The following is a 22,745-nucleotide window of genomic DNA, read 5'->3' on the forward strand; positions in this document are numbered from 1 at the left end:
CGCTCGTATCCCCGCCACGCCTGCCCGCTTTATGCAGTGGTTTTCATGCACCTGCATGACATAAACAAAAGCCCGCCATTCCTGGCGGGCTTCAGCTAAAACGATCCTTAAACGATCATGCAGATTCATGCGGCATAGACATGCACGTTCATTTGGTTCTGGTAAAGGAATGGGGAAAAGAATTTTTTAGCTTGCCCTGTAGACATCTACGACTAGTCCCCCAGTATATCCTCATTGGTATCTTTCCGATTATCCTGGTTTCCCGATTATCCTTATTAGGGAGACGTTTCCGCCTAGAGGGTATGAGACATTCTCACCCCCTGCCCTATGGACATCTGCGACCAGTGGTAAATGCTATAACTTACTGCAATAAGGGTATAAAGTGTGATTATTGAAAATCACGGAGAACTTAGATGAATATAGTTACAAGCGATAATGAAAGCAACGACGACGTTACCGTTTCAGGCAGCCCAGCCAAAGCAAAGTCTAGCCGGGTAGCCGATGAAAAATGGGGAAAAGAAGTGATGAAGGCCGGGTTCTGCATAATCCCATCGCTTTTACTACGATGCCAGCAACGCTTAGGTCTAAACCCTTCCCAACTCGCAGTTCTGTTGCAACTGGCAGATTTTTGGTGGGAGGCAGGCCGAAAGCCATATCCAAGCAAGCAAACGCTATCTGACAGATTAGGGCTAAGCACACGCCAGATTCAACGATATATGGCAGAGCTTGAGCAGGCAGGTCTACTCGTCAGGATCGTTCGTTCTGCGGATGATAATGGAAAACTCAGTAACGAATACGATCTGTCAGGATTAGTTAAGAAGCTCCGGGAACTCGCGCCCGAAGTTTTGAAAGCCAAAGAAGATACCAAGCAGGTAACACGCAAAGGTGGGTTAAAGAAATGATGGGCGTAAAAAAACCCGCAAAGCGGGTTTCTTTAGTACTGCTGTATTCTTATGTCCCGGGAGGAGGCTTTCGCCCGCAAGGCCCGTGGCTCTCAGGGAAGATAGTATACGCTTGGAGGATAGGATGTCAATTATGACTCAAGAGGACATGGAATCCGTTCGTTTCGCACTATCACACGCCCGCATGTCTACCTACGAGGCTGCAATGGCGCATGATTATATGTCAGCACTCAGATTGTACGCCTGGAATGCCCAAGTGTCCGCAGCATTGTTTGCGTCTATACAAATCTGCGAAGTGGTTATTCGCAATGCTGTATCTGATGCGCTGGAAGAGATTTACGGTCAACAGTGGGCATGGAATGCAACATTCATTAAAAGTTTACCTTTTCGCAGAGGGCAGGAATTAGAGACAGCGAGAGAAGGCTTACAAACGGTGGGCCAAGTTATACCGGAATTAAGCTTTTATTTCTGGCAGCAAATGTTCACTAGCCGACACTTTGGGCGAATCTGGGAAAACCACATTGAGCGCATTTTCCCTAATATGGATAAAAAAATGGAAAAACAGCTTAAGCGTATCCATATCCATGACGAACTTGAACATATTAGGAATCTGCGTAATCGAATAGCTCACCATGAACCGATTTTTCGGAGTGATCTTGAAGCTGACTTCCAAAGGATTGTTAACTTGGTGATGTTGAAGTGCTCCACGTCAGCACAGTGGCTGGTGCAGAACAACTTATTCACTACTATCTATTCGCAAAAACCTTAGTCGCATATGCCATGCACTGCAGGCTCAGAATCACCCATCCTAGTCTGAGCCCAGGCATTTAATCAAAGGGGGAGTAATTCGCGTCACACTCATCACTTCTCTGCTCAACCCTAGTGACTTCTATCAAAAACCCCAGGCCGTCATGCAACGAAACAGGGAAATCCAGCTCAAGCCAGAAACAATCCTCATAGATGCGGCCCAACCAAAAACCCCCGCAGCACTCCTTTTGACGCTGAAAAAAGCCCCATCCGCCAGTGGTAAACCGCTCCAGCACCTTACCCCGATAGATAATCTGGTGATTAATGTCTTTTTTACCCATGGCTAACGCCTCGCTACTCTCGTTGTTCAACCTCGCAGGCGTCACAATAAAGTTCTGACGCCTGCAACGTTTCTTAATGTAACCAGCTGTCGTCCTCCCAGACCTGCTGCATAATTTCCATCACTCGCTTTTTGTCTTCATCCAGTTTTACCCCACTCAGTTCAACACCATTGGCGCAGCCCTTTCGGATACGAATTGCTGTTTTGGGATACAGAGGGTGCAAATTACGGTAAAGCTCGGATTCAAGGACTTCCAGTGTGGACTGGCTAATCTTCTGCTCTTTGTCGATCATTATTTCAATGCGCATACAGATTCCCTTTAACTGGTAACGTCCATTGACCGGCTGTATTCATGGCTGCGAATTTTCGCCATCAGCTCGTCTGTCAGTTCAGACACCCACTGGATAGCCAGCCGCTTTTCTTCATCACTACACTCACTAGCCGCTACAAGCTTGATAAAAAAATCAATACGCTGGAGCTTCAATGACTCCAAAAGATAGTCCTGCATCTTCCCTCCTATCATTACACGGATACACAATTACTGTATATATATCCACTGTTTATATAAACAGTATAGTAGGAACAGAAAAATGTAAAACTGTTTTTTGTCAGTTAATTGGATGCACTGACCCCAGTCAATAAAGCACAAAATGTTAAACAGCAGTCTTAGTACCACTGACGCCATTTGTCATCTTCCTGCAGCCGCTGGTTACGGTAAAAAATACGTAAACCGGCACCGGATAGGATGCTGCCGCCACGCAGAAGCAAATCAATCTCAGATGCACTACCTTCAAACCCTCTGGCTGTCAGTTCTGCCTCAAGCAGCAGGCGCTGCTGCTCCGAAATACTCTGTTTGTACGCTTTTTTCCGCTTCGGTTTTACCAGCCTCAACCTGGCTGTCAGCTCCCGCCGTTCCTTCTGGCCCATGTTGTAGAGATATTCCTGCAGCTCCTTCTCATCCATGGTTTTAATATCGAGTAAATCCCCCCCTGTATGGTTCAAATTTTCAACAGGGGGACAGTTATTGCCACGAGTCCAAGGGGCGCAAGCGCCCTGGTCGGCTGCCGCCTCCTGAACGTCAACGGCCTTACGAACCTTTTTCCACTTCATCGCGTGCGTGCAAATCTTGCCCTCTACAATCGGGGACCAAATGCCATAGATACGGATACCATGATCGCCGTAGGCGCTCGGTTCGTCGTTAAGCTCGTAAGCCGTGCGGACAAGGTGATGTTTGCGGGGAACCAGTACACCGCCCTGCTTCATGATGTAGGTGGCAAAGCAACCCGCGTCTGCAGCTGCCAGTACCGCATCCAGACGCGGATTATCCAGTACCGGCGCACCCGCTTTGCGTTCGCCTTGCACTCTCGCCGCCTGGCCAGCCAGCAAGCGCAGCTCGCGGTATGCCTGACGACCCGGAATACCAAAGAAACGGAACTGCTGAACTCGGTGCAGTGACGCCCAGGCGGTGACGTGCTCGGCGCTGTCACGCAGTGACCGGCCTGTTTCTTTACTGATTTCTTTAGCCAGCCCGCGCCCGTCGATGTTCTTACTGATGTATTTGGCGATGTAGCTGGTCGGCGTGCCCTTGCGCGGGTTGATAAGCTCAGACTTGAAGCGCGGCCCGGTATTGGTGCCCAGCTCCTCGCGGTCTTCACGGATTGCAAACTTACGTAGCAGCGCGGTGATGGAGCGGCGGTCTTTTTTGCGCATAAAACACAGCAGATGCCAGTGCACAGTGCCATCATGATGTGGCTCAGCAACGCGGACGCCATACCAGCGCAGTCCGGCCTTGTGCATGGCCTTGCGAAAAGCGGCGAATGTATCAACCAGATAGTCACTGCTCTGCCGGACCGTGGCGCTGGTCCATTTCGGATTAGGTCTGCCGTTGTTGAGGGTTGCGTGGAAGCGTGACGGGCAGGTGATGGTATAGAACACGGCGCAGTCTCCACGCATTTCCGCGATCAGCTCCAGCCCTTTAACACAGGCCATCATTTCATTACGGCGGTGCGCCGGGTTGCTGTTGCTGGCGTTCACCACATCTTCCATATCCAGCGTGTCACCGTCTTCGTTGACCAGTTCATGCGAGCGGAAGAACTCCAACGATTTGCGACGCTGCTCGCATTTGTGTATCACGGCTTCATAGCTGACATACGGGGACGCTTTCTTGTTGACCAGGCAGACGGCGCGCAGCTGCTCCTCCCGCCACTCGCAGCGCATCTGCCACAATTTGCGATACCACCAGTCCGCGCACAGCATGCGCGCCAGCGACGGTGGGATCAGTTCATAAGGCACCGGCTTGCGGCGGCGCTTTTTGCGGCGCAACCTCTCAAAGGCAGGCGGGATGACCTCAAGGCGCATGGCTTCTGCAGCAACCCTTTCCCATGCCTGGCGGATTTCTTCTGGTTTAACATCGTCACTGACAAACAGATCACCGCAAGCCGCATCAAGACACATGCTCATATGTGCCGCAACCAGCGTGGAAAGGCGCTTGACCTGCTCCTGATTCATTTCAGGCAGTACCAGCAGCCCCTCCAGCCCGTCCTGGCTCGCCATGAACCGGAAAGACGCAGACACCTGGCTGTCACGCACGCGCTCCAGCCGCTCAAGACAAGGCCTGATTGTTTCGCACAGATAGCGGGAATAAGCTTTAGCCCTGCCCAGGCTATGGAAGTATTTAATCCGCTCCAGCAAAGGCTTGCTGATATGGGCAGGCATGGCGCTAACATCGGCAATAATCACCAAATCGGGATTAACGCGCTGCTGTTCGCGGGCCATTTTGGCATGGCTAATCAGCCGATCCTGCTCCATTTCACACTGGACAGGATCGCGGGATTCATTGAAGAAATAACGTTCCCAAACCTTATCACTCAGCGCCTCACGGCGCAGATGCTCCTGCTCGTTATCCGCAGCGTACAGAGTGATGAGGTTTGAAAGCGCAGACTCCGGCGCAACTTCCGCCGGGTCCAGATACGGGTTAACCGCGTTTTTTCGGGCATTCCATGGAAAGGCCACGGCGGCCTCATTCGAGCCGCCAGTGGTTTGTGCATGATGTAATGTGAATTTACTCACTACCACGCCCGCACCTCAGCTTCCACCGAGAGATCAGGAGCAGACGCCAAATCAACACCAAACCAGCATGCTGATTTTGTGGCGATGATTTCTACTGCAGTTTTACTATCACCGGCAGTCACGCCCATGCTGCGCTTTGCAGTGATACGATGGCGGGTAAAGTTACGATAAATCGAACGGGTCAGGGACGTGTCGCTGTTGGACACGATAACCGGATGACCTTCTGATGACCGGCGCTCAAGAATAGACGCCAAATGATACTGGTCGTCCTCTGTAAAACCGGCAGTGTGATATCCGTTAAACGTGCCGTCATATGGTGGATCGCAATAGACAACATCACCCGTTTGCAGCAGTGCCAGTGTCTCGTCATAGCTGGCGCAGATAAATGTTGCGCGTTTTGCTTTTTCTGCAAATGCACGTATTTCGTTTTCAGGGAAGTACGGTTTTTTATAATTACCGTAAGGAACATTAAAATAACCGTCCAAGTTATAGCGACACAGTCCGCGATAACCATGGCGATTTAGATATAAGAAATACAATGCACGTTCAATTGCGCCACCATGGCGCAAGTTAAACTCCTGTCTCGTCTTATAATATGCCTCTGGATCATTACGGGCTTCAAAAAGATATCTGCCCTCTTTGATGAAGTATTCAACATCATTCTTAATCACCTGATAGAGATTAATCAGGTCCGGATTAATATCCGCGACAAGATAATGAGGATAGTCTGTCTCCATCATCACAGCGCATGAACCCGCGAAAGGTTCAACCAGTCGCGGGCCTGCTGGAAGGTGTTTTTTCAGTTCTGCCATGATGGCGGTTTTATTACCCGCCCATTTCAGGATAGTGCTCATATAGCACCCCCTACGTAATGTTTGCCTTTCAGCTCCGCAATCTCCTGACAAGTGACACAGCACTGCACACCTGGAATAGCGCGACGGCGAGCTGGCGGGATCGGTGCATCGCAATCAATGCAAAGCACACGAGAAACGCCCGGCGTCCTGTTGAGGGCGGCGTGGATGTGGCGCTGGCGCTCTTCTTCAACGCGTTGCTGTACAAGGTCCATTGAATCTGCCATCAGTGGATCTCCTGAGCTTCGTTCTGAATGTTTTCAGCCGCAATACGAAGCAGTTCCGCCGCTTCAACGTGGTTAAGCTGGCGTGACGTGATATGGCAAGCCAGGCTATCAAGACGGGCTGCCATTGCCGCGGCCCGTGCACGACGTTCTTCCATGCGTGCATCAGTCAGCATCTGGTTAAGGCCAGCATCATCTGGTCCTGTTTTGGTGATACGGGTTTCAATATTTCGCATTGTTGTTTCTCCTGAATTTGGGCAATAAGAAGCCCGGCGGGTTTACGCCTATAATTTCGGTTGTTGGTTAATTCGGCATGGCTAGCCGATTTGGAAATAAACTCACCACTGTACGGAAATGGTTCATTGCTTTAATCAGCTCCCGCTTTTCGTCAGTCGTCAGCTCACTAACATTGACGCTATGACGTTCCGCCGGAATCTTTGCCATAAAGAATATTGCGGCTAGTGCGCGTTTATTCTGCTCATGGTTAATATCCCGTTGGTCCCGCATATCGCTAATAAAGCGCTCCAGTTCTGAATCAATATTTAAGCCAAACACTTTCGCCCTTAATTCCGCGATGTGGTTTAACCCATTAAGGCGGAGGCCAGCGCTTAGCGGAACAGTCGCTGCATCGCCTTCAATAGCCATGGTTTCCTCTGCTTTTTAGTAGACAGTTCAGCCAGCAGCGCATCCTGAGAGCGGCACGGGTGCCAGCGCTTGCCATCCTTCCCCATAATCCAGCCATGACCGCAGTGCATTGCAGGACTTTGCTTAACGAGAAGTGATGCAAAAGATGGTTCATTAGTCAGCATAACCACCTCAGATCAGACCGAACGAAGCGCCCAGGCCCGTCACGGTATCTACCGCGCTTGCCATCGCCGGATTCGCCTGCAAACGCGCATGTAATGAAACTGCGGTGAGTGCCATCAGGCGTGTGACAGAGTTGATGCTGTTGATAACATCGCGGCGGCCCGCACTGGTTTTTACATCACCGGATACTGCGCCTGCAGCTACTCGTCCAATCTCCGCAGTTGCACTCATGACGTAATGCGGCAGGTTCTCTTTTGCCACTTCATTCAATGGCACACACGGCAGGCAATGGATTTGAGCCAGAAAACCGTCAACCAGCGTTGAGTCTTCTGTGATATCAGTCAGCAGCCAGATCTCCGGCGGCGTAAGTTGATGCGGTTGCTCTGGGTTCAGCTTATTGCGCAGCGTCTGGACATTCATTCCTGCGCGTTCTGCCAGCTTAGCCATGTTGTGACGCAGCGCAAATGCCCGGCAGGCTTCGTCAAAGTGCGGATGTTTGGAAATCTTATAATCAAACATGTAAAGCACCTCTCTATATCCCAAAATGGAACTATCAGGCTTGCATTGCGATTTCACAGCCTTGAGCTGCTTCCATCGTCAACGCAAACATGTTTACTTCCACAAGGCTGTTTACCCCTTCTTTTTTACGGATAGGTAAACGACCTTCGCGGACCATCTGGCGGGCATAGCTAAGCTTGTAACCAGTACGGCGGCAGAACTCATCCAGTGTGATGAATGGTTCAGACACCACAAGGTTGATGCTGGGGCGCATTGAAAAATTGCTTTTCATGATGCACTATTCCTCAGTTTGTGTTTTAAACTTCACTATTCGGAACTATTCGCAGTTATTCCGAACACCACAAAACCGATGATAGGATCGCATTTTAAATATGTCAAACACAAAAGAAACCCCACAAGCGATCTCACCCTATAACTTTTCATCTCAAAATGGTGGGAAAGATGCAATAACACGCATACTTCAGGCCTACGGATTCAGTACAAGACAGGCTCTATGTGATCATTTGGGTGTGTCCCAAAGCACCATGGCGAACCGCTGGATGCGCGATACTTTCCCGCATGACTGGCTAATTGCCTGCCATCTCGATACAGGTGTGTCTATGCTGTGGCTTACCACGGGACAAGGAAAACTCACTACAGAGTCAAGCTCTGACGCAACATTGCTTTTGCAACTAAAGGAAATCACAAATGGGGTTTACGCTTCCATCACGCAGGTTGCCTATGATTCCAACCTCGTGCCTCAAAACGCCGCAGATCCGTTCTTTGTAAAGTTCGAAAGCACATACTATCTAGCAGAAGAATTTACAGGCGAGATCACCGATGGAATATGGCTCATTGAGCTAGATGGGCTTTTGAGTATCAAACAGGTGTACCGCCTCCCAGGCGGGCGCTTGCGAGTAGAAAATGGCCCAGCATCATTTGAATGTTCAGTATCTGAAATAAAGGTTCAAGGTAAAGTCATCAGCAAAACTGAGTTTATGGAATAAGGAGATTGAAAATGAGTCAGTTCAGCGCATTAAACTACTCGCATAATAGAGATAAGGCCATTGCAAACCTTATAAATATTATCGAGGGTATGACATGCGATGGAAAAGTCAGTGAAAAGGAAATGATTTTTCTTGATACATGGTTATTAGAATCTGAAATAATTTCGCAAAATTATTATGTGGGTTGCATTAGAGATAGGATTGCAGACATTCTTTCTGATGGTATCGTGGAACAAAACGAACTAGACGATTTAAAAGAATTGCTACTTGAGATGCAGCGCGGACTGATAGACACACCAAACATTGACCTGTATTCAGTTGACTCTGACAAGCATTTACTGGAAGGGTTATGCAAAGGACTGGCTTCTGATTATCATCTTAGCAATGAAGAAATTAGCTATCTTAATTGGTTTCTCTCCACGAATGCCTCTCTTAAAAATAACTACCCCGGAAAACATTTATATGAATTGATCAGGGAAATTCTCAGTGATGGGGTCATCACTGAAGACGAGCGCATTTCGTTATTGCAAGAGATTACCGCTTTAACTGGTTCTAATATTTCTGAGGGAATAGTTGACGGATATTCCACAACATCACCAGTAGATCTCATAGACACATTTACCCCTGAAAATAGCAAAGTATGTCTTACAGGGAAATTTCTATGCGGTTCCCGCCGCCAGTGTGAAGCCGACTTAATAAAATTAGGGTGCAAAATATCTGATCGCATCACTCAAGATCTGGATTATCTCATCATCGGAGCGCTTAGCTCTAAAGACTGGAAATTCCAGAGTTTTGGTAGAAAAATTGAACAGGCAATAGAGTACCGAGATAACAAAGGTGCTTCTCTTAAAATCCTCAGTGAAGAACATTGGCAAAGCTTAATGCGTTCAGTAAGCCAGGGTTAAATGATGGCTGTCAGCAAATTAAGCAATGGAAAATGGCAGGCGCAAGTCTTCCCAAACGGCAGAAATGGGCGGCGCATTCGCCGCCAGTTTGCCACTAAGGGTGAAGCCCTGGCATTTGAGCGCCATGAAAAAGAAAAGGCACAAGACAAGCCTTGGCTTGGTGAAAAGGCAGACAAACGACGGGTAAGGGATTTAGTCACGGCCTGGTACAACGCACATGGCGTAACACTAGCCGATGGCGAAAAGCGTAAAAGTGCCATGGAGTTTGCCTGTCTAGCCATGGGCGATCCCCTAGCAACCGAATTCAACGCTAAATTATTTTCTACGTATAGAGAACAGCGGTTAAGCGGAAAAATAACACGTTCTGATCGGGTAAAAGCAGTGACTCCCCGTACCGTTAATCTTGAGCTGGCGTATTTCCGCGCCATGTTCAACGAACTGAAAAGACTGGATGACTGGAGTGCGCCCAATCCGCTCGAAAACGTCCGGGAATTTAAAATTGATGAGGCAGAGCTAGCCTGGCTGACAGTTGAAGAAGTTAAGCAGCTTCTGGCTGAGTGCGAGAAAAGCAAGGCGAAAGATTTAGTGACTATAGTAAAGATATGCCTTGCAACCGGCGCACGATGGGGCGAGGCAGAGTCACTGACAGGCAAGCAAATAAGCCCCGGCAAAATCACTTATATCAAAACCAAGGGCAAGAAAAACCGCGCCGTTCCAATAAGTGATGAGCTTTACGAAATACTCCCAAAAGTAAGAACATCAAAACCAGTCTTTACGGGGTGCTATTCTGCGTTTCGTGGGGCAATTAAGCGAGCGGGGATTGAACTACCTGACGGGCAGCTGTCACACGTTCTACGGCATACATTTGCAAGCCACTTTATGATGCGCGGGGGTAATATTCTTGTACTGCAGCGCATCCTTGGACACACTGATATTAAGGTGACGATGCGCTATGCTCATTTAGCTCCTGATCATTTATTTGAAGCTATAGCATTAAATCCTTTAACAGGCTTAGATACTTACAATTCAACTTTGGGATAATGGTAATGTCAAAAATTGATATTTGGTCCGCTAGGGCGGCTAACTTCTCTCAGATAGGTGTTCTTGCATTAGCCGCTTTCGGTTACTTTTACACTGTACTCCCAGTATATCAAAAATCACTTCTTGATGAAGAAATCGCGAAAAAAACACTCGAACTCGAAAAAAAAGATAAGCAAATAAGTGAGTTTAATAAAATACTTTCTGAAAGAGGCGCGGAACTGAAAAAATTATCTGATGATGCTAGTAAGGCAAAAGCTGAGGCTAATTCCGCCAAACAAAACCTCAAAACAATGCAAGGGAAATATTCAAAGCAATATTCAGAATTAAGAATCCATCTTTTCTCGCAGTTTATGTCTTTAGCTCGCCAACAGTGCTCAGATGGAAAAATGGAAAAAAATAAAATCACTGAATGCTTTAACAATATAGCTAATTCAGCAGACCTCAAAGAACTTAACGCATTGGATATGACAAAGCTGAAAAGAAGCATTCAAATAGAAGCTCCAAAGTTGATGAATAACTATTATAAAATAAAGCAACAGTTTGATACATCTATGCAATCAATAAAGTCTGAGATTATAGCGATCGAAACAGAATGTCAAAACAACAGAACAAAAAAAGATTACGAGGATAGTATTAAAAAAATCACCATAGATTATGAGTGCGATATGAAGAAAAGCAAATCTGACACTAAAAAATATAAATTGGAGATAGATTTTTTATTTGGCAAAGAAGAAATCTTATCCAAATCACTTGAAAACATTGCCAATATGGCTGTGAACTGACCAACCTTGTCACTCGCAGTCAAGTTATGGCAATAACGCCCGAACCAACAACAAATGGCAGCAAAATGGCAGCAGAGCTATTTACTATACCGCAATATTGATAACTATTCGAAACGACAAGATGTTGAAAACAAAGTAACTTATTGTTTTATAAGTTTTAAGTTTGGGACTCATAATCGCTTGGTCGCTGGTTCAAGTCCAGCAGGGGCCACCAAATAAAACAAGGACTTGCGAGAAATCGCAGGTCCTTTTTGTTATGGGAAATATATTCAATTGTTGGCAAACCAATAATTGAGTAGTTCGGGATGTGTAATGGTCTCTGGGAACACGCCACGCGGGGAATAAGGATATATCATGCGATACGCCAGCCCATATCGCTGGCATTCCATTTGGACGCCGCCATCCCGAGATGGAAACGTCCGTTAGAGTTTGATTCGATAGTCAGCTCACACTAGCTCTTTGAGCTGCTCCTGCATATAGGTTGAAAAATACTCTGGGTTCTTGATAAGGATACGGTTACCGGAGGCGACTTTTTCTGCCCATCCGGCTACTTTTTTCGTGAACTCAGGATTCCATCCCTCCTGCTCACCCCGTGCCATTACAACTTCCGGACTCGCTGGCACACCTAAGTCATGCAAATACTTTAGGATTCCCTTAGCGGTACTTTCATCCATTGAATGGGGTACTGACGCCGAAGTGTTCATACCACCAATAAAATCCAATGCTTTCTCAATTGCTGTTGGCATGCTCTTATCCTTAAAATTAACCACGTGAGAGACACATTTATACTATGTACCCAACTCCGCCGGGATATCAAAGAGAACGTTGCCTTTATTTGATTTACCCCGCAGCTAAACGCTTGCAGCGGCTGTTTTCTGCACGATTAATTCGCCATTCCGGCCAAAACCAGCCCGGTCGCCACCGCATTACGCGGCCCTTCGGTACCACGAATGTTGCCCTGTCCGGCGACAACCCCGTAATGTGCCAGCGCGTCGGTAATCATCTGTGGGATTTCGAAATCCAACGAGGAACCGCCCACCAGCACCACGAAAGAGATATCGCGAATGGATCCGCCGGGAGACACCTGGCGCAATGCACGCAGGCAGTTGGTCACAAAAACCTTCTCTTTGGCCTGACGGCGCACCAGACGAATTTTTTCCAGCGAAGTCTGGTTATCTACCGGGATCAGCTCGCCACCTTTCAGATACACCACTTTGGCGAATACTGATGGGCTGAGCGGTTCGCGGAAAAACTCCACCGCACCGTTCTCATGACGAATACTGAACAGGCTCTCTACTTTCGCCAACGGGTATTTTTTTATTTCCTCGGCCAGAAACGGATCGCTCAGACCCAGCTCCGTCTGAATCAACAGGCTGACCATATTACCCGCACCGGCCAGATGTACCGCCTTTACTGTCCCTTCGCTATTGATGATGGCTGCATCAGTGGAACCTGCGCCTAAATCGAGGATCGCCAGCGGTGCAGCGCATCCAGGCGTCGTTAACGCACCTGTCACGGCCATATTGGCCTCTACCCCTCCTACTTCAACGGAGGTGTTTAATCGCGCGCTCAACTCGCTGGCAATAGCCTGCATTTGTAAACGATCGGATTTCACCATCGCCGCAATGCCGACAGCATTTTCCATCGAACACTCCCCGGCGATGCCGCCCTGCACCTTGCGCGGAATAAACGTATCAACCGCCAACAGATCCTGAATATGCACCGCGTTCATATCATGCCCAGTCAGCGAGGCCATCACCTTTCGCACTCGCTCCAGCATGCCGCCTGCGTGCGTACCAGCTTCCCCACCAATATCGCGCACGGGCGCGCAGGCGTTCATCGCCTGCATAATGGCCTGCGCACCTTGCGCTACGTCGGCTTCACCGCCGCGCTTTTCACCACGGATAAAGATCTTACCCGCCGGGATCACTCTTGATTGCACATCGCCCTGCGGGGTTTTTAGCACCACGGCGGAGCGGTTACCAATCAGCGCTCTGGCAATAGGGACGATGGTTTGTGTTTCCTCCGGCGTCAGGGCAAAGAACGTGGCGATGCCGTAGGGGTTAGACAGCGCACGAACAACCTGGCCCGCGGCCGCCACTTCCACCGCCGCCAGCACGCCTTCCGGCACCTTCTCCAGCAGGGTGACTTCATCAACCACCGGCATTGGCCGACGCAGGCGATTATTCACCAACACGCCATCATCTTTTTTCAGGATGGCCGCCACCACGTTGATTCCGCGATCCAGCGCTTCATTGATAAACCAAACCGCCTCAAGGAAATCCATTGCCTCACCCACCAATGGGATCCAGCCCTGAGCAAATCGATCCTCACTCAATGCCGCCAGCTTCTCCACAGCAATGGTGGTTCCCATTCCCACGCCAACGCCGCCGGGCGTTTGTGGGTTATGCCCTATCATCGTTGATTCGGTAATGATGGTTTCCGTGATGGTTTCCATCGCCACATCGCCAATCACCGGTGCGGCTTCATTGATACAGATTTTCGCCACATCTTTAAGCGACCATGGTGTTTTTTCCAGCGCCTGCTGCAGGGAAGCGACCACCCCGGCAATATTGTCCCGCGTTCCTTTCATGCCCGTGGTCGCGACAATCCCGCTGGCGATAAACCGGTCATGCTGCGCCAACGCCACTTCCGTGGTGGCGTTGCCGATATCAATCCCTGCAATTAACGGCATATTCCCTCCGTCACTGGCTGCCTTTACGCAGCTTGTTTCTCTGCTGATACACCTCTGCCGACTCACGCACAAATCCGGCGTTCACCGTCGCGTGCCAGGTATGTTCCAGCTCATCAGCGATCGCCTGTAGCTCCGCGAATGAAGAGCGAAACGGACGTAGCGCGTTGTAGATTTCCAGAATGCGGGTATCCGGGATGGCAATCAGTTCGGCCGCGCGGCGGAAGTTGCGCGCCACGGCGTGACGTTGCATCTGTTCGGCAATCTGCGCCTGATACTCCAGCGTTTGCTGAGAAATACGCACATCCTGCGGCCCTACATGTCCCGCCAGCACATTCTCAAGGGTGATATCGGTTAGCGGTTTCCCGGTGGGGGTCAGGATTTTCTCCGGGCAGCGGGTAGCTAAAGGATAATCCTGCGCGGTCATGATGTTGTCGTTCATTGTCATTCCCTTACCAGTGCAATATGCAACGTGACAGGCGCAGCATCCTGCACCACGTGTTTGGTTTCTTTGATATGAAACAGCGCGGCCTTGGCCATAAATTTAGGGCGCACCATCTGGTCATTGACCACTGGCACCGGCGAGGGCGACTCTTTGCGTGCATAGCGCGCGGCGTTTTTACCAATCTGACGATAGGTTTCCAGCGTCAGCAGCGGAGCCTGAGAGAACAGCTCGAGGTTGCTTAACGGCAGCAGATCGCGCTGATGAATCACCGTGGTTCCTTTCGACTGGATGCCAATCCCGATGCCGGAGCCACTGAGGTTCGCCGCATCCCACGCCATAAAAGAGACATCAGAGGTGCGCAGAATTCTCACCACTCGCGCATGCAGCCCCTCTTCTTCAATCCCTGCCACCAGCTCTTTCAGAATCGCGTTGTGCGGCATATCAATCAGGGTTTTATGCTGGTGCTTGCCAAAGGCCGGCCCGACGCCAATCACCACTTCATCAGCGCGATCGTCTGCTTTTGCCGCCTCGCCTTCACTGACCTGCAAGGTAAAAACGGGCTTACGTTCAGTTGTGCATTCCACGGTGTACCGCCTTATTCAATCGAGCTGGGCTGAACCACGCCCGCAATATTTTTAATTTCTGCCCAGCGTTCGGCACTGATGCGATAGCCGGTGCCGGGTCCCTGATAATCATTGATGTCATTCACGGCGCTGACCACGTCGAACTGACGATCCAGAATGGCCGATGTTTGCAGGTAATCACCGGTCACGCGCTGTCTCAACATATTGAGAATATTGCTGGCGATATCGTCAAATCCGCTACCGCTTAGCGCCCCGACGATATCCAGCCCGGTAATGTTGCGCTTCATCATCTCTTCCACTGCCGCCAGATCTTCCACCACATTGCGCGCAGGCATGTCTTTGCTGCCGTGAGCGTAGGTGGCAGCCTCCACTTCCTCATCACTGATAGTCGGCAGGCCCAGTTCGCGGAATACCGCCTGGATAGCCCGCGCCGCCTTGTTACGGATAGCGATGGTTTCTTCTTCGGTTACCGGGCGCAGGCCGCCGTCAACCATCAGGTCACGTTGCAGTATGTTGTAATCATCGAAGTCTTCAGCATCGAAGTTAGAACCGGCAAACATGTTGTCGTAATTGGGGACGGCGCTATAGCCAGAGAAGATAAAGTCGGTGCCGGGCAGCATCTGCATCAGGGTGCGGGCGGTACGGCGAATATCGGAGTGTGAGAAGGTCTGGTCATTAGCAGAGGCCACTTCAAGGTCGAGCATCGACGCAATCAGGTTTTCCGCCAGTACCGCGCGGATCCCCGACGGCACTGCGCCCGTCATCCCGATACAGCTAACCGCGCCGTTTTGCAGCCCCTGTACACCCGCGCCTTTGGTGATAAAAATGCAGCGCGACTCCAGGTACAGCATCGATTTACTTTCGGAATAGCCCATCAAGGCTTCCGAACCGGTACCGGAGGTATAGCGCATCTTCAGGCCGCGGGACGCATAGGCCGAGGCGAGAAATGCTTTTGACCATGGCGTATCGTCGCCGTCAGTGAATACCGATTCCGTTCCGTAGACCGACACCGTTTCGGCGTAGCTGGTTAACCCACGCATTCCCAGCTCCAGCTCAGTAGCCTCTTCAACAGAGCATTGTGTCAGTACGCCAGGGCGACCACACTGAGAACCGACCAACAGCGCAAGGGCGTTAAACGGCGCATAGCGGGCAATCCCGACCGTCGTTTCCTGCTCGGAAAAACCACGAATCCCCGCTTCAGCGGCATCGGCGGCAATCTGCACCGGATTATCTTTCAGGTTGGTCACGTGGCACTGGTTAGAGGGGGTGCGTCGGGCGCGCATTTTTTGCAGCGCCATCATCATCTCTACCACGTTCATTTTCGCCATCACCTCCACCGCTTTCGCCGGGGTAATAGCGGTGGTAATGGCAATGATCTCTTCGCGACTGACGTGGATATCCACCAGCATTCTGGCGATCTCCAGTGCGTCGAGCTGCATGGCACGCTCGGTTTCAGCCACGTTTATCGCGTAGTCGGCAATAAAGCGGTCAATCATGTCGAACTCGGCGCGGCGCTTGCCGTCCAGTTCAACGATACGACCCTTTTCCACCTTCACAGAAGAGGCTGGATCGTAGGGACTTTCCATGGCGATCAGACCTTCTTCCGGCCATTCGCCAATAAGCCCATCCTGATTTACAGGGCGCTTCGCAAGAACTTCGAATCGTTTTGATCTTCTCATAGTTTATAGACTCAAAAGATAAAGAATAGGGACGCCAGGCTGTATCGCTGGTGCTCTATCCCCCCAGCAATCGCCTTTATCAGCAATAGCCGAACTTTAAATGAGCAGGCCGATAAAAAAATAAAATTAATTACGTTCCAATTTGATACATATTTAAATGTCAGCGTTTCATATTGAAACGGTCAACAGGAATATCCATAAAGAATTGTGACGCGCTTAAATGATCATTATCAACAAATGCCGAACGCAGGGAATTAAATTAATATTTTAGAAAAATCCACACTATTGACTTAATAACGCGTCGCGAGAAAATACAGAAAACCCAATGAGAAAAAATAGCTGTAGCGCGATATTTTTTGCGACCTCAGCCCTACAACCTTGTCAGGAGATACTGTGAATAAGAGCCAACAAATCGCCACCATTACGCTGGCGGCCGCAAAGAAAATGGCGACTGCCGTCGAGGCAAAAGCGATTGAAATCAACGTTCCGGTGGTCTTTTCCGTGGTGGATCGCGGCGGAAACACGCTACTGATGCAGCGCATGGACGAGGCGTTTGTCACCAGTTGTGATATTTCTCTCAATAAAGCCTGGACCGCCTGCTGTCTGCGGCAGGGCACCCATGAAATTACCGATGCAGTACAACCAGGTGCTTCTCTATATGGTTTACAGCTAACCAACCAACAGCGAATCGTTATTTTTGGTGGCGGTTTACCTGTTGTATTTGACGGTCAATTAATTGGTGCCGTCGGCGTTAGCGGCGGCACCGTGGAACAAGACAGATTATTAGCAGAAACCGCATTGAATTGTTTCTCTGAATTATAATTTAAATCTAAGAAGGTATATTATGAGCTATCGTATGTTTGATTACCTGGTGCCGAATGTTAACTTTTTTGGCCCAAATGCTATTTCCGTTGTCGGCGAACGTTGCAAACTATTAGGCGGTAAAAAAGCGCTGCTGGTCACCGATAAAGGTCTGCGGGCGATAAAAGACGGTGCGGTAGATAAAACGCTGGCACATCTGCGTGAAGCCGGGATTGAGGTGGTCGTATTTGACGGCGTAGAGCCGAACCCTAAAGATACCAACGTGCGCGACGGTCTGGAGGTCTTTCGTAAAGAGCAGTGCGATATCATCGTTACTGTCGGCGGCGGTAGCCCGCATGACTGCGGTAAAGGTATCGGTATCGCAGCCACGCACGAAGGCGATCTCTACAGCTATGCCGGGATTGAAACCCTGACCAACCCGCTGCCGCCGATTGTCGCGGTGAATACTACTGCCGGTACCGCCAGCGAAGTCACCCGCCACTGCGTGCTGACCAATACCAAGACCAAAGTGAAATTCGTGATCGTCAGCTGGCGTAACCTGCCGTCGGTTTCCATTAATGACCCGCTGCTGATGCTCGGTAAACCCGCCCCGCTGACCGCCGCCACCGGGATGGACGCCCTGACCCACGCCGTGGAAGCCTATATTTCCAAAGATGCCAACCCGGTCACCGATGCCGCCGCTATCCAGGCGATCCGCCTGATCGCGCGTAATTTACGTCAGGCTGTGGCGCTGGGCAGCAACCTGAAAGCCCGTGAAAATATGGCCTATGCTTCGCTGCTGGCGGGTATGGCCTTCAACAACGCCAATCTCGGCTATGTTCATGCGATGGCGCACCAGCTCGGTGGTCTGTACGACATGCCGCACGGTGTGGCAAATGCCGTACTGCTGCCGCACGTGGCGCGCTATAACCTGATCGCTAACCCGGAAAAATTTGCCGATATCGCTGAGTTTATGGGCGAAAACACTGACGGACTTTCCACCATGGATGCCGCCGAACTGGCCATTCACGCCATTGCTCGTCTCTCTGCTGACATCGGCATTCCGCAGCATCTGCGCGATCTGGGTGTCAAAGAAGCCGATTTCCCGTACATGGCGGAAATGGCGCTGAAGGACGGCAACGCCTTCTCTAACCCGCGCAAAGGGAACGAGAAAGAGATCGCTGAGATCTTCCGTCAGGCTTTCTAATCCAAAGGGGGCGCAATGTCACTTTCATCACCGGGCGTACATCTGTTTTATCACTCACGCTGGCAGGATACCCGCGCGCTTGATGAACTGTGCTGGGGACTGGAAGAGCAAGGCGTCCCATGCAGGACGGTCTGTTGCGACGAGAATGACTGTGCGCTGGCGTTGAGCAAACTTGCGGCCAAAAGCTCCACGCTGCGTGTCGGTCTTGGTCTTAACGCCACGGGTGATATTGCTTTAACCCACGCCCAGTTGCCCGAGGATCGGGCGCTGATCCGTGGTCATATCGCCGCCGGAATGGCGCAGATCCGCACGCTTGGTGCCAATGCTGGTCAACTGGTCAAAGTGCTTCCTTTCAGCGAGATAACATAAATGTACCGTATCTATACCCGCACTGGTGATAAGGGCACAACCGCGCTGTTTGGCGGCAGCCGTATCGACAAAGACGATATCCGCGTGAATGCCTATGGCACCGTGGACGAACTGATTTCCCAGCTTGGCGTCTGCTACGCCAGCACGCGACTGACAGAGCTTCGCCAGGATTTACATACCATCCAGAAGACGCTGTTTGTGCTCGGCGCGGAACTTGCCAGCGATGAGAAGGGTCTTGCTCGCTTAACGCAGACGATTAGTCCCGAGGATATTCAGGCGCTGGAGCAGCTTATTGATCGCAATATGACGCAAAGCGGTCCGCTAAAAGAGTTTGTTATTCCGGGGAAAAACCTCGCATCGGCACAGCTACACGTTGCGCGCACGCTGGCGCGTCGGCTGGAGCGACTCCTCATCGCCATGGACAGAACGTTGACGCTGCGTGATGAGCTTAAGCGTTATATCAATCGTCTGTCAGATGCGCTGTTTTCGATGGCCAGAATCGAAGAAACTACTCCAGATGTTTGCGCTTAAACTGGCTGGCATCGATGTCGTACTGCTTCATCTTGCGCCACAAGGTGGTGCGGCCAATATTCAACAGTTGCGACATTTCCTGCACACGTCCGCTGGTGACGCGGGCAGCATGAATAATCGCCTCTTTTTCGATGGCGGTAAACGTCAGGCTGGCCGGCAGCAGTGAAGATGCTGCTTCCAGACCCGGACGTTCGGCAAACAGATAATCCGGCAGATTACTCAGGCGAATATGGCCATTGTCGCTACTAATGGCGATATTTTCGATAATGCTGTTGAGTTCAAAATCATTGCCCGGCCACGAGTAGGCCACCAGTTGCGCCAGCGCGTCATCATCCAGCTTCAGGCTGGATGAAAAGCGTTTTTTCAGGCTATTTAAGCGTGTATGAATCAGCGCCGGAATGCTGTTACGCCGTGCCCGCAGCGGTGGAATAACAATTTCAAAGGAGTGTAACGCGTAATACAGTTGGCGGCTAAAGCGGTTTTGCTCCACCAGATTGGCGAGATCAACCGTGGTGGTGGCGATCACTTTGACATCCACAGGAATCAGCCGGCGGGCATCAAGGCGGGTCAATACGCCCTGCTTGATAACCTGCAACAACGCGGATTGCAACTCTGGTGCCAGATACTCAATTTTTTCCAGAAACAGCGTACCGCCGTTCGCCAGTTCAAGGCGGCTCAGCCGACCGTTTTCATCATCGGTTGGCGCACTGCCCATAAAATCCTGCCCCAGCACGCTGTTGGCATACAGTTGGCAGTTCACGGCGATATACGGCCCGCTGGCACGTTCACTTTCATTGTGAATAGCCTGGCTCAATAGCTCTTTACCCACTCCCTCTTCACCACACAACAGAATAGGGAAACTCCCTCTCGCCGCCTGGCGACCAAAATGGATCAGCCGACGGGTTTCCGGGTCATCCGTCGACATCTGTTCAAAGGTGTGGCTGACTTTTCCGAGCTGGCTGGTCATCAGTTGGCGCATTTGTTCGACCGGGTGCAGCAGCAGAATAAAGCTGTTGCCCTGCTCTTCAACAATCGGCTTCAGGGTAATGACGGCATCAACAAACTGATGCTGACTTTCAAAGGTGACTTCGACGTGATTCAGGCCGCGGGCATGTTTTATCGCCCGGCGCAGCAGCATGGGCAGATTGAGCAAGTCATTAATGTTTTTACCCTGGCTGGCCTGTGCATCCAGATGTAAAAGCAAAGCGGCACGGGCATTAAGAAATTGCAGAACGCCCTGCTCGTTCCACGCCATCACGCCATCATCCATGCTTTCCAGCAGTCCGTACATCTGATTCAGATGGCGGTTAGATTCGGCCAGCAGGCTATCAGTCAGCAAAGAGTTGCCGACTTCTCTGGCAATCGCCAGCGTCAGGGACAAATCAGAAACGCACTCATGCTCTACCAGACAGCACAAAGAAATAGAGCCAAACAGTCGACCATGGTTATCGAAGACCGGCGTCGAGCAGAACGACCACGGATGCAGCGCCTGCTTAAAATGCTGATCGCCAGAGGTTTTTGTCGGCTGCCCTGGCATCGTTGCCAGCGATAGCGCACAACTGCCGATAATGCTTTCCGCACAGTAGCTACCGTCACGAAAGCCAAGTTCCGCCAGCTGTTCCACCGTCTGCGGATCGCCGCACCGGCTGAGAATACAAGCCGATTCATCCAGAATCAGCAGTGCGCACGGACGTCCATCCATAAACTCCCAGGCATCTTCCAGCGCAGCCTGTCCAATCGTCAGTAGCGCAGTCTTACGGCGACAAATCGACGCAAAAGTCAGTCCCTGTGCCTGATGCGGTGCCTGCCAGGTTTCCCGCTGCATAAACTTGCTGCAACGATGCCATGACTGAGCAATGACCGAAGAGACTTCCTTCCCGATGCCATGAGTGTGCGCCGTCATATCCATTTCCGCTGTTTTACCATAGACAACCCCTCCGGCAGAGACTGCCAGAGGGGGAGAAGATGCCAAATAAAAGGCTTACCGACGTCTGATTAACGTGCCAGCCACTGCTGTCCCAGCAGGTCTGCCGTCAGAATAGCGGCATGGACGCTTTCAGGCGTCACCGGGAACGGCATATTGTGAATGGTTTCACCTTCCGCGCAGGTGGCTTTCGCAACGGCCATAATCTTAGCGTCGATGCCGTCTTTCACGCCCATTTGCGCCAGCGTTACCGGCAGATCTACTTTCTGGCAGAAATTCAGCACCGTTTCGATCTCTTCCATCGGGCTGTTCTGCAGCACCAGTTGCGCCAGCGTACCAAAGGCGACTTTTTCACCGTGGTACAAATGGTGGCACTCTTCCAGAATCGTAAAGCCGTTGTGGATCGCATGCGCCCCTGCAAGACCGCTGCTTTCAAAGCCGATGCCGCTGAGGTAAGTGTTCGCTTCCACGATACGTTCCAGAGCATCGGTCACCACGCCAGCTTGCGCCGCCAGGCGAGCCTTTTCACCTTCTGCCAGCAACGTATCATAGCACAAGCGCGCCAGGCTCAGGGCCGCCGCCGTGGACTGTCCTCCCGCCATGCTGGTCGCTCTGGCATCAAAACACGCTTTTGCTTCAAACCAGGTCGAGAGCGCATCGCCCATCCCGGCTACCAGCAGACGTACCGGCGCTTTGGCGATAATTGCCGTATCCATGACAACCATATCCGGGTTTTTCGGGTAGATCAGATATTCTTCGAACTCACCGGCTTCGGTATAGATAACAGACAGCGCACTGGTTGGCGCATCAGTTGAGGCGATAGTTGGGATCACCACCACCGGCAGTTTCTGGTAGTAACCGATCGCTTTGGCTGTATCCAGCGTTTTCCCACCGCCAATCCCAACCACACCACGGCAACCGTGCTGCTTCAGAATGGCAATCAGGCGATTAATTTCAACATGGCTGCATTCGCCATTGAAGCGTTCCGCGTGGCAACTAATACCGTGGCTGTGCAGGCCATTGAGTACTTTGTCTCCCGCCAGTTTCATGACGAAGTCATCTGCAATCACGAAAAAGCTGTCTGCCAGATTTTTAGCGTATTGACCAAATAAGGTAGAAGCGTCAGGACCCTGGAGATATTTGGCTGGAGATTGAATAACTTTTAGCATTCCTTTCATCCTCAAATAAGTACATGTTTTTACATGGTGAGCCCTGGCGTTAACCTGTTTAGCCTATTGCGAACGGCGAAAACGGGAGGTACCGGAGCGATGCAATAACTGTATGGCGAGGCGGGAACAAAAAAATCATTCGTCTTTTTGTTCTGATATGAAACAGATAAA

The 22,745-nt window shown here is 50.7% G+C and carries 28 protein-coding genes and 1 tRNA gene; 11 read left to right on the forward strand and 18 right to left on the reverse strand.

Annotated features, from left to right (window positions below; genetic code table 11):
* The first annotated feature begins 413 nt into the window (after positions 1-413).
* Both SK32_RS16695 and SK32_RS16700 read left to right on the forward strand, forming a co-directional pair.
* Entirely contained in the window at positions 414-902 is a 489-nt protein-coding gene (locus SK32_RS16695; protein ID WP_040233356.1) for a helix-turn-helix domain-containing protein, read from the forward strand.
* Between the two features lie 124 nt (positions 903-1,026).
* Positions 1,027-1,671: an Abi family protein gene (locus tag SK32_RS16700; RefSeq protein ID WP_197081318.1), complete on the forward strand. Its 645-nt coding sequence runs from the start codon at positions 1,027-1,029 to the stop codon at positions 1,669-1,671.
* 58 nt (positions 1,672-1,729) lie between these two features.
* On the opposite strand, the gene SK32_RS16705 is transcribed toward SK32_RS16700, so the two are convergent.
* From SK32_RS16705 to SK32_RS16750, 11 genes are all read right to left on the reverse strand, one after another.
* Positions 1,730-1,990 (reverse strand): hypothetical protein, encoded by a 261-nt coding sequence (locus SK32_RS16705; RefSeq protein ID WP_048213311.1) that lies wholly within the window; start codon positions 1,988-1,990, stop codon positions 1,730-1,732.
* Between the two features lie 73 nt (positions 1,991-2,063).
* The gene (locus tag SK32_RS16710) at positions 2,064-2,297 is read right to left on the reverse strand and encodes a DinI family protein (protein ID WP_048213312.1); all 234 of its coding nucleotides are present in this window, start codon (positions 2,295-2,297) and stop codon (positions 2,064-2,066) included.
* Between the two features lie 11 nt (positions 2,298-2,308).
* The gene (locus tag SK32_RS16715; RefSeq protein WP_001154444.1) at positions 2,309-2,497 is read right to left on the reverse strand and encodes a hypothetical protein; all 189 of its coding nucleotides are present in this window, start codon (positions 2,495-2,497) and stop codon (positions 2,309-2,311) included.
* A 158-nt stretch (positions 2,498-2,655) separates the two neighbouring features.
* Positions 2,656-5,064, reverse strand: coding sequence for a replication endonuclease (locus SK32_RS16720; RefSeq protein ID WP_048213313.1), 2,409 nt, complete (start codon positions 5,062-5,064; stop codon positions 2,656-2,658).
* Entirely contained in the window at positions 5,058-5,912 is an 855-nt protein-coding gene (locus SK32_RS16725) for a DNA adenine methylase (protein ID WP_048213314.1), read from the reverse strand. The genes SK32_RS16720 and SK32_RS16725 overlap by 7 nt, the downstream gene beginning before the upstream one ends.
* Positions 5,909-6,136 (reverse strand): TraR/DksA family transcriptional regulator, encoded by a 228-nt coding sequence (locus tag SK32_RS16730; protein WP_048213315.1) that lies wholly within the window; start codon positions 6,134-6,136, stop codon positions 5,909-5,911. Before SK32_RS16730 ends, SK32_RS16725 begins: the two co-directional genes overlap by 4 nt.
* Positions 6,136-6,369, reverse strand: a complete 234-nt coding sequence (locus SK32_RS16735) for a DUF2732 family protein (RefSeq protein WP_001244238.1) — start codon at positions 6,367-6,369, stop codon at positions 6,136-6,138. Before SK32_RS16735 ends, SK32_RS16730 begins: the two co-directional genes overlap by 1 nt.
* Before the next feature lie 67 nt (positions 6,370-6,436).
* On the reverse strand, positions 6,437-6,778 hold the full coding sequence (locus SK32_RS16740; RefSeq protein WP_000963480.1) for a DUF5347 family protein: 342 nt from the start codon (positions 6,776-6,778) through the stop codon (positions 6,437-6,439).
* The gene (locus SK32_RS25040; protein WP_075551427.1) at positions 6,742-6,942 is read right to left on the reverse strand and encodes a phage filamentation protein Fil family protein; all 201 of its coding nucleotides are present in this window, start codon (positions 6,940-6,942) and stop codon (positions 6,742-6,744) included. The genes SK32_RS16740 and SK32_RS25040 overlap by 37 nt, the downstream gene beginning before the upstream one ends.
* A gap of 7 nt (positions 6,943-6,949) precedes the next feature.
* Positions 6,950-7,459: a phage regulatory CII family protein gene (locus SK32_RS16745; RefSeq protein WP_000460858.1), complete on the reverse strand. Its 510-nt coding sequence runs from the start codon at positions 7,457-7,459 to the stop codon at positions 6,950-6,952.
* A gap of 34 nt (positions 7,460-7,493) precedes the next feature.
* Positions 7,494-7,730: a hypothetical protein gene (locus SK32_RS16750; protein WP_048213316.1), complete on the reverse strand. Its 237-nt coding sequence runs from the start codon at positions 7,728-7,730 to the stop codon at positions 7,494-7,496.
* 100 nt (positions 7,731-7,830) lie between these two features.
* Here SK32_RS16750 and SK32_RS16755 point away from each other — a divergent pair, with 100 nt between their 5' ends.
* From SK32_RS16755 to SK32_RS26070, 5 genes are all read left to right on the forward strand, one after another.
* Entirely contained in the window at positions 7,831-8,445 is a 615-nt protein-coding gene (locus tag SK32_RS16755; protein ID WP_048213317.1) for a phage repressor protein CI, read from the forward strand.
* Between the two features lie 11 nt (positions 8,446-8,456).
* Positions 8,457-9,350 (forward strand): BRCT domain-containing protein, encoded by an 894-nt coding sequence (locus SK32_RS16760; RefSeq protein ID WP_048213318.1) that lies wholly within the window; start codon positions 8,457-8,459, stop codon positions 9,348-9,350.
* 3 nt (positions 9,351-9,353) lie between these two features.
* Positions 9,354-10,391 (forward strand): phage integrase, encoded by a 1,038-nt coding sequence (locus SK32_RS16765; RefSeq protein ID WP_048213504.1) that lies wholly within the window; start codon positions 9,354-9,356, stop codon positions 10,389-10,391.
* Positions 10,392-10,396: 5 nt separating this feature from the next.
* The gene (locus tag SK32_RS16770) at positions 10,397-11,173 is read left to right on the forward strand and encodes a hypothetical protein (RefSeq protein WP_156182771.1); all 777 of its coding nucleotides are present in this window, start codon (positions 10,397-10,399) and stop codon (positions 11,171-11,173) included.
* Positions 11,174-11,310: 137 nt separating this feature from the next.
* A tRNA-Met gene (locus SK32_RS26070) sits at positions 11,311-11,387 on the forward strand.
* Between the two features lie 232 nt (positions 11,388-11,619).
* On the opposite strand, the gene SK32_RS16775 is transcribed toward SK32_RS26070, so the two are convergent.
* The 5 genes from SK32_RS16775 to SK32_RS16795 all read right to left on the reverse strand — a co-directional run bounded on the left by SK32_RS16775 (position 11,620) and on the right by SK32_RS16795 (position 16,573).
* A complete protein-coding gene (locus SK32_RS16775) occupies positions 11,620-11,943 on the reverse strand; it encodes a DUF1889 family protein (protein ID WP_001573898.1) in 324 nt (107 codons plus the stop codon).
* A 113-nt stretch (positions 11,944-12,056) separates the two neighbouring features.
* Positions 12,057-13,868, reverse strand: a complete 1,812-nt coding sequence (locus SK32_RS16780; protein WP_048213320.1) for a diol dehydratase reactivase subunit alpha — start codon at positions 13,866-13,868, stop codon at positions 12,057-12,059.
* Between the two features lie 10 nt (positions 13,869-13,878).
* Positions 13,879-14,307 (reverse strand): glycerol dehydratase small subunit DhaB3, encoded by a 429-nt coding sequence (locus SK32_RS16785; RefSeq protein WP_005131409.1) that lies wholly within the window; start codon positions 14,305-14,307, stop codon positions 13,879-13,881.
* A 2-nt stretch (positions 14,308-14,309) separates the two neighbouring features.
* A complete protein-coding gene (locus SK32_RS16790) occupies positions 14,310-14,894 on the reverse strand; it encodes a propanediol/glycerol family dehydratase medium subunit (protein ID WP_040230555.1) in 585 nt (194 codons plus the stop codon).
* A gap of 11 nt (positions 14,895-14,905) precedes the next feature.
* On the reverse strand, positions 14,906-16,573 hold the full coding sequence (locus SK32_RS16795; protein WP_048213321.1) for a propanediol/glycerol family dehydratase large subunit: 1,668 nt from the start codon (positions 16,571-16,573) through the stop codon (positions 14,906-14,908).
* Between the two features lie 393 nt (positions 16,574-16,966).
* On the opposite strand from SK32_RS16795, the gene SK32_RS16800 reads away from it, so the two are divergent.
* From SK32_RS16800 to SK32_RS16815, 4 genes are read left to right on the forward strand one after another with little or no spacing between them, the layout of a single operon-like run.
* Entirely contained in the window at positions 16,967-17,395 is a 429-nt protein-coding gene (locus SK32_RS16800; RefSeq protein WP_048213322.1) for a GlcG/HbpS family heme-binding protein, read from the forward strand.
* 22 nt (positions 17,396-17,417) lie between these two features.
* Positions 17,418-18,581 (forward strand): 1,3-propanediol dehydrogenase, encoded by a 1,164-nt coding sequence (dhaT, locus tag SK32_RS16805; RefSeq protein WP_048213323.1) that lies wholly within the window; start codon positions 17,418-17,420, stop codon positions 18,579-18,581.
* Positions 18,582-18,596: 15 nt separating this feature from the next.
* Positions 18,597-18,950, forward strand: coding sequence for a glycerol dehydratase reactivase beta/small subunit family protein (locus SK32_RS16810; RefSeq protein ID WP_048213324.1), 354 nt, complete (start codon positions 18,597-18,599; stop codon positions 18,948-18,950).
* Positions 18,951-19,481, forward strand: coding sequence for a cob(I)yrinic acid a,c-diamide adenosyltransferase (locus SK32_RS16815; protein WP_048213325.1), 531 nt, complete (start codon positions 18,951-18,953; stop codon positions 19,479-19,481).
* Here the strand turns inward: SK32_RS16815 and dhaR are convergent.
* Together dhaR and SK32_RS16825 are read right to left on the reverse strand one after the other, a co-directional pair.
* Positions 19,459-21,384 (reverse strand): dihydroxyacetone kinase operon transcriptional regulator DhaR, encoded by a 1,926-nt coding sequence (gene dhaR / locus SK32_RS16820; protein ID WP_048213505.1) that lies wholly within the window; start codon positions 21,382-21,384, stop codon positions 19,459-19,461. The genes SK32_RS16815 and dhaR overlap by 23 nt on opposite strands.
* A gap of 92 nt (positions 21,385-21,476) precedes the next feature.
* Positions 21,477-22,574, reverse strand: a complete 1,098-nt coding sequence (locus SK32_RS16825) for a glycerol dehydrogenase (RefSeq protein ID WP_005131422.1) — start codon at positions 22,572-22,574, stop codon at positions 21,477-21,479.
* Positions 22,575-22,745 lie beyond the last annotated feature (171 nt).

This window comes from Citrobacter sp. MGH100 (assembly GCF_001034465.1).
Classification (GTDB): Bacteria; Pseudomonadota; Gammaproteobacteria; order Enterobacterales; family Enterobacteriaceae; genus Citrobacter; species Citrobacter youngae.